Origin of the sequence: Mesorhizobium sp. M4A.F.Ca.ET.050.02.1.1 (assembly GCF_003997725.1) — a bacterium.
GTDB lineage: Bacteria > Pseudomonadota > Alphaproteobacteria > Rhizobiales > Rhizobiaceae > Mesorhizobium.
Genome location: NZ_RZSG01000083.1, coordinates 1 through 13,124, shown reverse-complemented (window position 1 = coordinate 13,124; position 13,124 = coordinate 1). Strand labels below are relative to the sequence as shown.

Below are 13,124 nucleotides of genomic sequence, written 5' to 3'. Positions count from 1 at the left end.
GCGCCAAGGTCGGCATCGTGCTGCCGCCGGAAAGCTGCGTGGTGCTCGGCTCATGAGACGCGAAGCTCCCAAGTCGGTAGCCGACTACACGCCGCTCTTCTTTCCGGGCCTGATGCTCATCATCTTCTTTGTCGTGCCATTCTCGACGATGATCGCGGTGAGCTTCTTCAAGCGCAATCCGTCCGGCTTCTACACACCGGATTTCGTCATCGACAATTACGCGCGCTTCCTGTCGGTCTTCTTCGGCGGCGTGCTCGGCTTTTCGCTGATGCTGGCGGTGCTGGTCGCCGTCTGCTGCGTGGCGATTGGCTTCCCTTTCACCTACCTCCTAACCAGGCGGCCGCGCCGCGTCCAGACGCTGTGGCTGGTCGGCCTGCTGTCAGTGCTGTCGCTGTCGGAAGTCATCATCGGCTTTGCCTGGTCGACGCTGTTCTCGCGCACGGCGGGCATCACCAACCTGTTCGTGGCGATCGGGCTGATGGACAAGCCGGTGGCGCTGCTGCCGACTTTCGGCGCGGTGCTGACCGGCATGGTCTACCAGGCGCTGCCCTACACGATCCTGGTGCTCTATCCAGCGCTCGTCCGGCTCGACCCGACCCTGCTGGAGGCGGCGCGCACGCTCGGCGCCTCGCCGGTCAAGGCCTTCTTCAACGTCGTCGCGCCGGCGCTCCGCAACACCATCGTGGCGACGCTGATCATGGTCTTCGTCTTCGCGCTCGGCTCCTATCTGTTGCCGCAGATCCTCGGGCGGCCGCAACACTGGACGCTTTCGGTGCTGATCACCGACCAGGCGATCTACCAGTCCAACATGCCCTTCGCGGCGGCGATGGCGGTGTTCCTGGTACTGATCTCGCTGGCGCTTGTCGGCATGACGCTGCTCGTCGGACGCAGGGAGAACGCGCTATGACCGCAACCTGGCTTCGCCGTCTCTACTTCACCGTCATCGCGCTGTTCCTGGCGGCGCCCCTCATCGTCGTTGCCGGTGTCTCGGTCAATTCGCGCCAGGAACTGACCTTCCCGCCGGTCGGCTTCTCGGCTGCCTGGTACGCGCAGATCTTCACCGATCCGGAATGGCGGCTGGCGCTGATCCATTCGGTGACGCTCGCCGTCTGCTCGGCGGCGATCGCGGTGGCCATCGCGCTGCCGCTTGCCTGGTTCCTGTGGCGGCGCATCGCGCCATGGGCGAACATCTTCCAGGTGTTGGGGCTGGCGCCCTTCATCCTGCCGCCGGTCATCACGGCGCTCGGCTTCTTGAGCTTCTGGGCGACGGTCGGGCTTTTCGGCCAGTTCTTCACCGCCATCATCAGCCACGCGATCTTCTTCGTGACGCTGCCGCTGGTGACGCTGTCACTGGGCTTCGCCTCGATCGACCGCTCGCTGGTCGAGGCGGCGGCGACGATGGGCGCCGACGACCGCAAGGTGCTGAAGACGGTGGTGCTGCCGCTGATCCTGCCCTATCTCGTCTCCGGCTACGCCTTCGCCTTCGTGCTGTCGCTCAACGAGTATATCGTTGCCTACATGACGATCGGCTTCACCACCGAGACATTGCCGATCAAGATCTTCAACGCGCTGCGCTACGGCTACACGCCAACGATGGCCGCGGTGTCCGTGTTCTTCGTCGCGGTGGCGTCGCTGGTGTTCGGCTCGATCGCCAGGTTCGGCGACATCCGCAGGCTGCTCGGCGCCATGTCTTCCGACGGCAACTGAATACCCGTGAAACGCAACGGCCATCGATCCCGGTGGCCGTTCCTCAATGCCCGTAGGACAGCGCCGGCGTGATGCGGTCGCGCCGCAGCCAGCGCGCCAGCAGAAGTGCGGCCACCACCGCCAGTCCAGACGACAGGCCGATCCAGATGCCGACGCCGTTGAAGCCGAAATCGAAGGCGAGCAGCACGCCAAGCGGCAGGCCGACGCCCCAATATCCGATCGCGGCATAGATCATCGGCACCTTGGTGTCGTGCAGGCCGCGCAGCATGCCGGCCGTCACCGCCTGCGCGCCGTCGAAGATCTGGAATAGCGCGGCGAAGACCAGGAAGGAGACGGCAAGCGCGATCACCCTGGCATTGGCCGGATCGGTCAGATCGATGAAGGCGCTGATCAGGAGGTGCGGCCACAGGATCATCACCAGCCCCATCAGCGCCATGAAGGAAACGCCGATGACAAAGGCCGTCCAACCGGCGCGGGAGACGCCTTCCGGATTGCCGGCGCCATGAGCCAGGCCGACGCGCACCGTGACGGCCTGGTTGAGGCCGAGCGGCACCATGAAGGAGATCGAGGCGATCTGGATCGCGATGGCGTGCGCGGCCAGTGAGTCCGCATCGATCAGACCCATCAGCAGGGCCGCGGCGTTGAAGATCGTCACCTCGAAAGCGAGGATGCCGGCGATCGGCAGGCCGAGCCCGAGCAGACCCTTGAAGCGCGGCCAGTCGGAGCGCCAGAAGCGGCCGAACAGGTGGTAGCGGCGGAATTTCTGCTCGAGCATCACCACCGCCGCCAAACCGGCGAACATCAGCGTGCTGGACAGCGAAGTGGCGAGGCCAGAGCCGGAAATGCCCATCGCCGCGACGCCGAGATTGCCGAACATGAACACCCAGTTGAAGAAGGCGTTGCAGGCGACGGCGACGAAGACGATGACCAGCGCCCAGCCCGGCCGCTCCAGCGCCGAGATGAAGGAACGCAGCTAGAAGGGCAGCACCGCCCATTCCAGCCAGCGCAGATAGATGCCGGCCTGATGCGCCAGCCTGGGCTCCTGGCCCATGGCCAGAAGCACGCTCTCGCCGTGCCAGAGGAAGACCCAGATCGGGATCGAGATCAGGATCGCCAGCCACAGGCCCTGGCGCACGGTGCGGCGCAGGTCGCGCACCGAATGGCGGCGGCGACCGAGCTCGGTCGCCATCATCGGCGAGGTCGCCAGCATCAGGCCGAGACCGAAGATCAGCGGCATGAAATAGAGGTTGGCGCCGAGCGCGCCGGCTGCCAGCGTGTCCGGCCCCAGCCGGCCCATCATAATGACGTCGGTCGCGGTCATGGCGGTTTGGCCGAGATTGGTCAGCACCATCGGCCAGGCAAGCGCCAGCGTCGCCCTGATTTCCTGACGCCAAAGATTTTCCGGCGCGCGAGCGCCGGCTTCGATCGCAGACATTTTCCGCTCTTCAGACCACGGCGCGTCGGGACAGAGCCCGGAAGCCGCACACAAACGGCGCAAAATGGCGCCGTTTGCGTCGTCTATTGAACGAAATGCGACATGAAGGCAAGGAGGACGGGCGGCGAACCATTGAGCCAGCGGCGCCGGCGCCTCGTTCACTTGCCGCGCGGAGCCTGCTACGGGTTTCCGGGACGGGAGGAATGGATGACGTTCAGACAAAGGAAAAATACCGCCGCGATCCCGCGCACCGTGCCCTCCTTCGAGCATATCGTCACCGAAGCGAGCGACAGTTTCCTATGGCGTCTGGACGACTATCCGTGGGAACGCAATGTCTGGAACTTCCATCCGGAATACGAAATCCATTTGCTCAGGAAATCGTCGGGCGTGGCGCTGGTGGGCGATCATATCGGCGAGTTCGGGCCGGGTTACCTGGCGATCGTCGGCGGTGGCCTGCCGCATGACTGGGTGACCGCCGTGCAGCCCGGCGAGCTGATCGAAGGGCGCGATATCGTGCTGCAGTTCGATCCGCAGCGGCTGCGCGGCTCGGCGGGCCTGCTGCCGGAGCTGCGCGAGTTGGAGCCGTTCCTGGAGCGGTCGCTGCGCGGCATGGTCTTCCACGGACAGACGGCAATCGACGGCGCCGCGCTGCTGGAACGGATGGGCACGGTGCACGGGCTGCCACGGCTCTGCCTGTTCCTCGAGCTGGTCGACCTCTTGGCCAGCACCGATGAATACGAGCTGTTGTCGTCGCCCGATTTCTCGCCGCTGCTCGACGCCCAATCGCTCGACATCATCCAGCGCACGCTGACCTATCTGTTCCAGCACTTCGCCGAGGACCTGAAGCTGCCGGATGTGGCGGAGCTGGCCGGGATGAGCGAAAGCACATTCTCGCGCTTCTTCCAGAAGAACACAGGCAACAGCTTCAGCGACCATGTCGCCAAACTCAGGCTGTGGCAGGCCTGCAAGCTGCTTTCCGACACCGAGATCCCGATCACCGACATCTGCTTCCAGGTCGGCTACATGAACATCTCCAACTTTAACCGCGCCTTCCTGCGCAAGCACAAGATGACGCCGTCATCCTACCGCAAGCTGTCGCGGCAGCGGCTGGCGATGCGGGCCTGATCCGGTCGAGAACCGACTCCCAAAACAGCACTGATACTCGTGTGACAGGTCGGTCCCGCCTTGGTGGTTTTTTGCGCCGCACAATGCATAAAAGTACAGGTTTGCTGCAACGGGGCTTCTAGCGTGCCCCTTTGCAACTCCTCATTTTGGCGACGGGTGGCAAGTCGCTCGGGCGACGGTGAGGGTCGCTTAGCCCGAGGACAGCCGCTTCCCGCGACGATTCCTGGAGGAGAAAAACCAATGAAATCAACTCGGCTCGCTGCCAGCCTGGGCGCAGCTTTCGTGCTTACCGCTTCCGCTTCAACGATGGCGCTGGCGCAGGCGCCGGTCTGCTCGGCGCCGGTCAAGGTGCTGGCGCAGCCGCGCGACGGACTGACGCTGCTGGAGGACTCCAAGGACGAGTTCAAGAAGCTCTCCGGCGCCGGCTTCCAGATCGACTACCTCAACGAGAACGACCGCCGGGCAAAGTCGCGCGCCGATGCGTCCACCGTCGGCAACTACAACGTCTACTATGTCGACGAAGCCAATGTCGCGCTGTTCGCGTCGTCGGCTGGATCGCGCCGCTCGCCGATTATTATCCGGCCGAATACGACTTCGCCGACTTCGATCCGGGCCGGCAGAAGGTCGCCACCTATGACGGCAAGGTCTGGTTCGCGCCGCTGACCGGCGGCGGCGACCTGATGGTCTATCGCAAGGACATTCTGGAGGCCGCCGGCATCCAGCCGCCGAAGACACTGGACGATCTGCTCGCCGACGTGCCGAAGCTGACCAATGCCGACAAAGGCATGTACGGCATCGCGCTGCGCGGCGCGCGCGGCTCGGGCGCCAATGTCTGGCGCTGGATGCCCTACTTCAAGGCCTATGGCGGCAAGTGGTTCGACGGCGATAAGCCGGCTTTCAATTCGGACGCCGCGGTCAAGGCGACCGAGACCTACCTCAAGCTGTTCAAGGATTCGGCGCCCGGCACGCAGACCGGCAGCTGGGATGAATCGACCGGCGCCTTCCTCTCCGGCCAGGTCGCCATCCTCGTCGAATCGACGCCGCTGTCGGGCATGGCGGTCGATCCGAAAACCTCGCAGGTGGTCGGCAAGGTCGGCTTCCTGCCGCCGCCCGCGCCACTGCCTGGCGGCGGCTACGGCCATGGCCTCGCCATCGCGACGAAGGCCAATCCGGACGACGCCTCGAAGAAGTGCGCCGGCTTGTTCGTCGCCTGGGCGACATCGAAGGAGAACGAGAAGCGCCGGCTCGACGCGCACCAGTTCGGCGAGCTGAACCGCACCAGCATCCTGTCCAGCAAGGAATTCGCCGACATTTACGGCGCCGATCTCGGCCAGGCGCTGGCCGAAACAGGCAAGGTGACGGCGGTGAACTTCTGGCAGGATCCGCGCTGGCCGGATCTCGGCGACCGCTGGGGCATCATCCTCGAAGAGCTGGTCACCGGCACGCGAACCGACATCAAGGGCAGCCTCAACGAGCTCGAGGCCTACGCCAACGAGCTGGTGAAGAAGAAGTAGTCCTCCCGTCCGCGGCGCGCGGTCCACGGCATTCGCCGAAATGCCGGGACCTGCGCGCCGCGGGTTCTTCACACGACCCGCCAACACCCGAAAGGCCCGCGAGGATAGGCCATGCGCCGACGCTCTTCCCTGCCCGTCACATTTCTTGTCCCGACGCTCGCCATCCTGCTGGTGGTGTCGATGGTGCCGACGCTCTACGCCATCGTCATCGCCCTGCAGAACCGCGAGCTGAGTTCGCCGGGCTATTCCTGGGTGTGGTTCTCGAATTTCGCCGAGCTTTTCCTCGACCGCCGCTTCCTCAACGCCGTCTGGGTCTCGGTCAAATGGGAGATCGTCACCGTCGTGGCGACCATGGTGGTTGCGATCGGGCTCGGCGTGCTGATGTTCGAAGTGGCGTCGCCGCGGCTGCGCAACATCTATTGCCTGCTGTTCATCATCCCGGTGCTTTTGCCGCGTGTCTCGGCGGCCTTCGTGTGGAAGTTCGCCTACCATCCGCTCTATGGCATCGCCACCTATCCCTACCGGCTGGTCACCGGCGGCCTGATCTTCGATCCGCTCTCCAAGGCCTCGACCGCGCTGTTCGCAGTCGCCTCGGTCGATGTCTGGCAATGGGGGCTGTTCTTCGCCGTCATCATACTGAAGTTGCTTGAAACCTTGCCGCCGCAGCCGATCGAGGCGGCGCGGCTCGACCATGCCAAGCGCTGGCAGATCCACACCTATGTGACGCTGCCGATGCTCAAGGCGCCGCTGATCAGCTTGATGTTCGTCAAGATGATCGAGTCGCTGCGCTCCTTCGACCTGATCTATGTGATGACGCGCGGCGGGCCGGGCGTCGCGACCGAGACGCTCGATATGTATGCCTTCTCGCAAGGCTTCATCGAGTCCGGCAAAGTCTCCTACGCCTCGGCGATGGCCGTGCTGATGATGATCGCCACGGTCATCACCTTCACGCTGCTGTGGAAGCGGGTGCAGGCATGAAGCAATATCGGATAAGACCGGGCCGCCTGATCGCCAAGGCCATCCTGGCGCTGGCCGGATTCCTCGCCGTGTTTCCGCTCGTCTGGACGGCGCTCAATGCGCTGAAGAACAATGTCGACATCATCACGCGGGTGCCGCGCCTGGTGTTCACGCCGACGCTTGCCAACATCGCCTACATTCTCGGCCGCGACAGCGTCTTGACCGGGCTCTACAACTCGGTCGTGGCCTGCGGTGCGGCGGTGCTGATCGGCATCGTGCTCGCCCTGCCGGCGGCCTATGCGGTGGCGCGCTATCCCAACCGCTTCGCCGGCGACATCCAGTTCTTCGTCTTGTCGCTGCGCTTCCTGCCGCCGGTGGCGGTGGCCATACCGCTGATGGTGATCTGGCTGCAGGTCGGGTTCTACGACACGCTGCCGGCACTGATCGTCACCTATTCGCAGCTCACCATCTCGGTGATCATGTGGCTCGCCATTCCGGCCTTCCAAAGCGTGCCGAAGGAGATCGAAGAAGCGGCCTTCGTCGACGGCTACGGCGCCTATTCGGTGTTCTGGCGCATCGCGCTGCCGGTCGCCGCGCGCTCGCTCGCCGGCGCGATCGCGTTCAGCTTCGTGCTGGTCTGGAACGAGTTCCTGATCGCGCTGATGCTGTCCAGCTCCAACGCCAAGACGCTGCCGATCGTCGCTTCGGAACTGTCGCAGCAAGGCATGAACGTGCCGTGGGGCATCCTCAACGCCTCGGTCGTGCTGCTGTCGCTGCCGCCGCTGCTGTTCCTCGGCGTGCTCAGCGGCTTCCTGAATTCCGTTTTCCGGCAAAAGAAGACTTGATGCGAGGATTACCCGATGCAGGCACTGGTACTTGAGAAAAAGGGCGAACTGTCGCTGCGCGAGATCGCGCTGCCGCTCGACGTCGGACCGGACGACGTCAGGATCGCCATTCACACCGTCGGCGTCTGCGGCAGCGACGTGCATTACTACACGCACGGCGCCATCGGCAGCTACATCGTGCGCCAGCCCATGGTGCTCGGCCATGAGGCGTCAGGCACGATCGTCGAGGTCGGCGCCAACGTCGCGAGCCTGAAGGTCGGCGACCGCGTCTGCATGGAGCCCGGCGTGCCGAATCTGTCGTCGCGCGCGACGAAGCTCGGCATCTACAATGTCGATCCGGACGTGCGTTTCTGGGCGACGCCGCCGGTGCATGGCGTGCTTGCGCCTTTCGCAGTGCATCCGGCGGCCTTCACCTACAGGCTGCCGGACAATGTCTCCTTCGCCGAAGGCGCCATGGTCGAGCCCTTCGCCATCGGCATGCAGGCAGCGGCGCGGGCGCGCATCGTGCCCGGCGATGTCGCCGTCGTCGTCGGCTGCGGCCCGATCGGCATCATGATCGCGCTGGCAGCACTTGCAGGCGGCTGCTCGAAGGTGCTGATCTCCGACTTCTCGGCGCCCAAGCTGAAGATCGCCGCGCAGTATCAAGGCATCGTGCCGGTCAATATCGGCGAGCAGTCGCTGGTCGACGCCGTCGCGGCAGCGACCCACAGTTGGGGCGCCGACATCGTTTTCGAAGCCAGCGGCAACCCGAAAGCCTTCGCCAATTTGTTCGACATCGTGCGGCCAGGCGGCGCGGTGGTGCTGGTCGGACTGCCGGTGGAGCCGGTCAGCCTCGACGTGCCGGCGGCGATCTCGAAGGAAGCGCGCATCGAGACGGTGTTCCGCTACGCCAACATCTTCGACCGCGCCCTGCAATTGATCGCCTCCGGCAAGGTCGACCTCAAGCCGCTGATCACCGGCACCTATGATTTCTTAGACAGCATCAAGGCGTTCGAGCGGGCGGCCGAGGGCAACCCGCAGGACGTCAAGCTGCAGATCCTGCTTACCGGCGAGAAGGGCTGACCATGTCCGCAATCGTCTGCTCCCATGTCGACAAGGCCTATGGCGCAACCACCGTCATCCGCGACCTCAACCTCAGCATTGAGGAGCATGAATTCGTCGTGTTCCTGGGGCCGTCCGGCTGCGGCAAGTCCACGCTGCTCAGGATGCTCGCCGGGCTGGAGGACATCACTGGCGGCGAGGTGTCGATCGGCGGCAAGGTGGTCAACGACCTCGAGCCCGGCGACCGCGGCATCGCCATGGTGTTCCAGAACTACGCGCTCTATCCGCACATGACGATCTTCGACAACATCGCCTTCGGGCTCAGGCGACAGAAAGTGGCGGCGGCCGAGATCAGGAAACGGGTCGAGGCGGTTGCCAGCACGCTTGGGCTGGAACCCTATCTCGGCCGCAAGCCGACCGAGCTCTCCGGCGGCCAGCAGCAGCGCGTGGCAATCGCACGCGCGATGATCAAGACGCCCAAGGTGTTCCTGTTCGACGAGCCCCTGTCCAACCTCGATGCCAAGCTGCGCAATCACATGCGCATCGAGATCGCAAGGCTGCACCAGTCGTTGAAGACGACGACGGTCTACGTCACCCACGACCAGCTCGAGGCGATGACGCTGGCCGACCGCATCGTGCTGCTCAAGGACGGCGTCATCGAGCAGGTCGGCTCGCCAGCCGAGATCTATCGCCGGCCGGACAATCTGTTCGTGGCCGGCTTCATCGGCACGCCGAACATGAATTTCGTCGAGGTGGCGATCGGCCGGGCCGGAAATGGCTGGACGCTGACCGGCGCCGGAACGGTACTTTCAATAGACGGCTCGGGTTTCCATCTCCAGCACGGTGATCGCGCCATGCTCGGCATCCGGCCTCCCGACCTGAAGACGGCCGGCGCCGATGGCCGGAGCCTCTTGCAGGGCACCGCCGATCTCATCGAATTCCATGGTAACGACGCGCTGGTGACGTTCGGCTCTGGCGGCAGGGAGATCAGCGCGCTGGTGCCGGCCCGCGAATGCCCGGCCTTGCGCACGCCGGTCCGCTACACATTCGACGAGGAAAGCATCCACCTCTTCGACGCGACTTCGGGCGCATCGCTACGCAAGCCGGAACGAAACGGCAGCCTGCTCAGCTGATCGCGTCGAGCGCCTGCCGCTGCCGGTGCATCTCCAGGAAGATGCGGTAGTCGCGGTCGAATCGGGCGCCGGCCGCCGGATTGGCGGCGCGCTTCCTGCCGCCCTGCTGCATGGCGACGCAGGCCGCGTTGAGATCCGGGTAGAGCCCGGCGGCGGTGGCAGCCACCATGCCGGTGCCGAGCAAGACCGCCTCGTCGGCCAGCGGCTCGATGACCGTGCAGCCGGTCGCGTCGGCGTAGAGCTCCATCAGCAGCGGGTTCTTGGTGTGGCCACCGGTAACGTGCAGAGTGTCGATCAGGTAGCCGTTCTCGTTCAGCGCCTCCAGCACGTGACGCACGCCGAGCGCGATGCCGACGGCGGTGCGCCAGTAGAGCTTGCACAGGCTGTCGAAGGAAGAGTCGAGCGTCAGCCCGCTGACGACACCGACGGCGTGCGGGTCGGCCAGCGGCGAGCGGTTGCCATGGAAATCCGGCAGCACGTGCAGTCTCGCCGCCAATGCCTCGCCCTCGGCGGCGCGCAGTTCGGCGACTCGGCTGGCGATCTTCGCATGCATCGCTGTATTCGGCTCGCCACCGGCGCCATGCCAGCGGATGATGTGGTCGAGCAACGCGCCGGTCGCCGACTGGCCGCCTTCCGACAGCCAGAGCGTCGGCAGCGCCGCGCCATAATATGGCCCCCACACGCCGGCGAAGGGCTGCGGGTCGGGCGACATCGCCATGACGCAGGAAGAGGTGCCGGCGATCAGCGCCAGATGCCGGCTGATGTTCTTTTCGTCGCCGGCAAAGCCACCGAGGACGCCGAGCGCGCCGGCATAGGCGTCGATGACGCCGGCGCCGACCCGGCATTTTTCGGTCAGGCCCAGCTCTGCCGCCGCTTGCGCCGTCAACGGGCCGATATCGGCGCCAACCGGACTGGCCTTTTCCGGCAAATTGCCGTGCTCGAACAGGTCGCCGAGGCCAACGGCCTCGAAGAAGTCGCGCCGCCAGCTTGTCTTCTCATGCGCCAGATAGGTCCACTTGGCGGTCAGCGTGCATTGCGAGCGAGCCAGCGAGCCGGTCGCCTTCCAGGTCAGGAAATCAGTGAGGTCGAACAGATAGCCGGCTTCGTTCCATGTTCCGGGCAAATGGCGCTTCAGCCACATGAGCTTGGGCGTCGCCATTTCCGGCGACATGACGCCGCCGATATAATCGAGGACGGCGTGGCCGCTCGCCGTGCATTCGTCGGCTTCGGCGATGGCGCGATGGTCGAGCCAGACGATGGTGTCCCAGCGCTTTTCGCCGGTGACCGAAACACTGAGTTGTTCGCTATCCCTGCCTCGCACCACGAGCGAGCAGGTGGCGTCGAAGGAAATGCCGACGACATCATCGGCCGCGACCCCGGCCTTGGCGACGGCGGCGCGCACGGCCTTGCAGACGGCCGACCAGATATCGCGCGAATCATGCTCGGCGTGATCGGCCTTGGGCTGATGCATGGCGATCGGATGATCGGCGCGCCCGAGCAGGGTGCCACGGGAGTCGAGAATGCCCGCGCGGGCGCTCCCGGTGCCGACATCGACCGCGCAAACGAAACTGTTGGTCAAGATGCTTTTACTCTCGCTCCCAGGCCTGCAATCAGATCGGGCAATTGCAGCATGTCAGCGAATATAAAGTCCGGTTCACTCGACGCAAGCCGCGCTTTCAAGGCGGGGTTGTCGGCATGCGAGCCGCCGGTGAAGGCAAAGACCCGCATCCCCGCCGCGCGGGCCGCGGCGACGCCGGCCGGACTGTCCTCGATGACCAGGCATTTGCGCGGTTTTGCCCGCATGCTGGCGGCGGCATGGAGGAAAAGGTCCGGCGCCGGCTTGCCGCGCTTGACCATGGCGGCGCTGAACAAATGCGGCTCCATCAGCCCGAGCAGCCCGGTGACCTCGAGCGCGTAGCGGATGCGCTCCAGCGTGCCGGAGGACGCGACACAAAAAGGCAGGCCAAGTTTCGGTAGCACCTCCTTGATGCCGGGGATCGGCTTCAATTCCTCACGGAACTTGCGCATCAGGTCGACGCGCATCGTGGTGAGGTGCTGGTCGCTGATCTCGAGCCCAAACTCGCTGCCGAGGATCTCGCGCACGCTCTTCATGCTCTTGCCGAGGAAGTGCTCGTAGGCGGCATCCTCCGAGACCATGCCGCCGGCGAGCGCGATCATGCCGAGCAGTGCCGAGACCGACAGCGCCTCGCTGTCGACCAGCACGCCGTCACAGTCGAAGATGACCAGTTCAGGCGTCATCCTGGCTGCTTCCGGCGGCTTCAGAGCTGGCCGGCGAGATAGCGCGTCAGCGTCTCGCGCGCGCCGTTTGCCCACAAGACGTCGAGCGCATGGGCAAAGGCCTCGGCGAAGGCGGCGGAACGGCCGACATCGCCATAGATGTCCTCCATGGCAAGCCAGGCGCCGGGGGCGTCTTTCGCCGCCCTGGCGGTCGCCCGCAGGCGGTCCCAGCTCGGATCGTTCGGTTCGATGACGGCGCCGCTGTCGGTGGTGCCGAAGCAGTAGCGGCACCACAGCGCGGACTCCAGCGCGAGGCCGGCGACGCCCTTGCCCGCCGTCAGCCGGTCGGCGATGGTCGGAATGATGAATTTCGGCTGCCGGTTGGAGCCGTCGAGGCAGAGCCGGCGGATGGTGTCGCCGATCTTTGGATTGGAGAAGCGGCGCTCGATGAGCTGGTAGTAATCCTCCAGCACCGTATCCGGCACCGGCGGCACGGTCGGGATGATCTCGTCGCGTTCCAGCTTGGCGAGGAAACCGCGAACCAGGGGCTCCTGCATCGCCTCATGCACGAAATGGATGTCCATCAGCCCGGCCGGATAGGCGATCGTGGCATGGCCGCCATTGAGGATGCGGATCTTCATCAATTCGTAGGGCGCGACGTCCTTGACGAACTGCACGCCGACCTTTTCCAGCGGCGGCCGTCCGGCGGTGAAATGATCCTCCAGCACCCATTGCCGGAACGGCTCGCAGAACACCGGCCAGTTGTCCTCCAGCCCGAAATCGCTGGCGAGGATGCCGCGCTCGCGGTCGGTGGTGGCCGGCGTGATGCGGTCGACCATGCCATTTGGAAAGGCGACGTTGTCCTTCACCCAGGTGGCGAGAGCCTCGTCGATCAGCCGCGCCAGGCCGATGACGCCGTCGGAGGTGACGTGGCCGTTATGGGGGATGTTGTCGCAGGACATGACGGTGAACGGCACGATGCCGTCGGCGCGACGGCGCACCAGCCCGGCAAGGATGAGGCCGAACACGGTCTTCGGCGTGGCACCTGCTTGCGCGTCGGCGACGATGTCGGGGTGGGTCGGATTGAACTCGCCGGAAGCCGGATCGATGAAATAGCCGCCTTCGGTGA

Annotated in this window: 10 protein-coding genes and 2 pseudogenes; 8 read left to right on the top strand and 4 right to left on the bottom strand. The window is 65.0% G+C overall.

Going from position 1 to position 13,124, the window contains the following annotated elements; all coding sequences use genetic code 11:
* Nucleotides 1-52 precede the first annotated feature (52 nt).
* Nucleotides 53-907, top strand: coding sequence for an ABC transporter permease (locus EOA33_RS09065; RefSeq protein WP_127405455.1), 855 nt, complete (start codon nucleotides 53-55; stop codon nucleotides 905-907).
* On the top strand, nucleotides 904-1,707 hold the full coding sequence (locus EOA33_RS09060; RefSeq protein WP_126057026.1) for an ABC transporter permease: 804 nt from the start codon (nucleotides 904-906) through the stop codon (nucleotides 1,705-1,707). The genes EOA33_RS09065 and EOA33_RS09060 overlap by 4 nt, the downstream gene beginning before the upstream one ends.
* Nucleotides 1,708-1,750: 43 nt before the next feature.
* On the opposite strand, the pseudogene EOA33_RS09055 reads toward EOA33_RS09060, so the two are convergent.
* A pseudogene (locus EOA33_RS09055) lies at nucleotides 1,751-3,142 on the bottom strand (MATE family efflux transporter).
* 207 nt (nucleotides 3,143-3,349) lie between these two features.
* Here EOA33_RS09055 and EOA33_RS09050 point away from each other — a divergent pair.
* The 6 genes and pseudogenes from EOA33_RS09050 (at nucleotide 3,350) to ugpC (ending at nucleotide 9,757) form a co-directional block, all read left to right on the top strand.
* Nucleotides 3,350-4,267 (top strand): AraC family transcriptional regulator, encoded by a 918-nt coding sequence (locus tag EOA33_RS09050; RefSeq protein WP_127405454.1) that lies wholly within the window; start codon nucleotides 3,350-3,352, stop codon nucleotides 4,265-4,267.
* A 240-nt stretch (nucleotides 4,268-4,507) separates the two neighbouring features.
* Nucleotides 4,508-5,781 (top strand): annotated as a pseudogene (locus tag EOA33_RS09045) (extracellular solute-binding protein).
* A gap of 111 nt (nucleotides 5,782-5,892) precedes the next feature.
* The gene (locus EOA33_RS09040; RefSeq protein ID WP_127405453.1) at nucleotides 5,893-6,759 is read left to right on the top strand and encodes a sugar ABC transporter permease; all 867 of its coding nucleotides are present in this window, start codon (nucleotides 5,893-5,895) and stop codon (nucleotides 6,757-6,759) included.
* Complete coding sequence (locus EOA33_RS09035; RefSeq protein ID WP_189375563.1) at nucleotides 6,756-7,583, top strand: carbohydrate ABC transporter permease; 828 nt, start codon at nucleotides 6,756-6,758, stop codon at nucleotides 7,581-7,583. The genes EOA33_RS09040 and EOA33_RS09035 overlap by 4 nt, the downstream gene beginning before the upstream one ends.
* Before the next feature lie 15 nt (nucleotides 7,584-7,598).
* Complete coding sequence (locus EOA33_RS09030) at nucleotides 7,599-8,645, top strand: NAD(P)-dependent alcohol dehydrogenase (RefSeq protein WP_127405452.1); 1,047 nt, start codon at nucleotides 7,599-7,601, stop codon at nucleotides 8,643-8,645.
* 2 nt (nucleotides 8,646-8,647) lie between these two features.
* Nucleotides 8,648-9,757: a sn-glycerol-3-phosphate ABC transporter ATP-binding protein UgpC gene (gene ugpC, locus EOA33_RS09025; RefSeq protein WP_126057033.1), complete on the top strand. Its 1,110-nt coding sequence runs from the start codon at nucleotides 8,648-8,650 to the stop codon at nucleotides 9,755-9,757.
* Here ugpC and EOA33_RS09020 read toward each other — a convergent pair.
* From EOA33_RS09020 to EOA33_RS09010, 3 genes are all read right to left on the bottom strand, one after another.
* On the bottom strand, nucleotides 9,750-11,336 hold the full coding sequence (locus tag EOA33_RS09020) for an FGGY-family carbohydrate kinase (protein WP_126057034.1): 1,587 nt from the start codon (nucleotides 11,334-11,336) through the stop codon (nucleotides 9,750-9,752). The two genes, ugpC and EOA33_RS09020, sit on opposite strands and share 8 nt — an antisense overlap.
* Nucleotides 11,333-12,016 (bottom strand): HAD-IA family hydrolase, encoded by a 684-nt coding sequence (locus tag EOA33_RS09015; RefSeq protein WP_126057035.1) that lies wholly within the window; start codon nucleotides 12,014-12,016, stop codon nucleotides 11,333-11,335. The genes EOA33_RS09020 and EOA33_RS09015 overlap by 4 nt, the downstream gene beginning before the upstream one ends.
* 20 nt (nucleotides 12,017-12,036) lie before the next feature.
* Nucleotides 12,037-13,124 (bottom strand): mannitol dehydrogenase family protein (locus EOA33_RS09010; RefSeq protein ID WP_145989092.1); only part of this gene is annotated, 1,088 nt, incomplete at its 5' end.

Bases quoted from the DNA above. Each gene is read 5' to 3' on its own strand.
- EOA33_RS09065 (WP_127405455.1), top strand. From the start codon at position 53: ATGAGACGCGAAGCTCCCAAGTCGGTAGCCGACTACACGCCGCTCTTC.
- EOA33_RS09060 (WP_126057026.1), top strand. From the start codon at position 904: ATGACCGCAACCTGGCTTCGCCGTCTCTACTTCACCGTCATCGCGCTG.
- EOA33_RS09050 (WP_127405454.1), top strand. From the start codon at position 3,350: ATGACGTTCAGACAAAGGAAAAATACCGCCGCGATCCCGCGCACCGTG.
- EOA33_RS09040 (WP_127405453.1), top strand. From the start codon at position 5,893: ATGCGCCGACGCTCTTCCCTGCCCGTCACATTTCTTGTCCCGACGCTC.
- EOA33_RS09035 (WP_189375563.1), top strand. From the start codon at position 6,756: ATGAAGCAATATCGGATAAGACCGGGCCGCCTGATCGCCAAGGCCATC.
- EOA33_RS09030 (WP_127405452.1), top strand. From the start codon at position 7,599: ATGCAGGCACTGGTACTTGAGAAAAAGGGCGAACTGTCGCTGCGCGAG.
- ugpC (WP_126057033.1), top strand. From the start codon at position 8,648: ATGTCCGCAATCGTCTGCTCCCATGTCGACAAGGCCTATGGCGCAACC.
- EOA33_RS09015 (WP_126057035.1), bottom strand. From the start codon at position 12,016: ATGACGCCTGAACTGGTCATCTTCGACTGTGACGGCGTGCTGGTCGAC.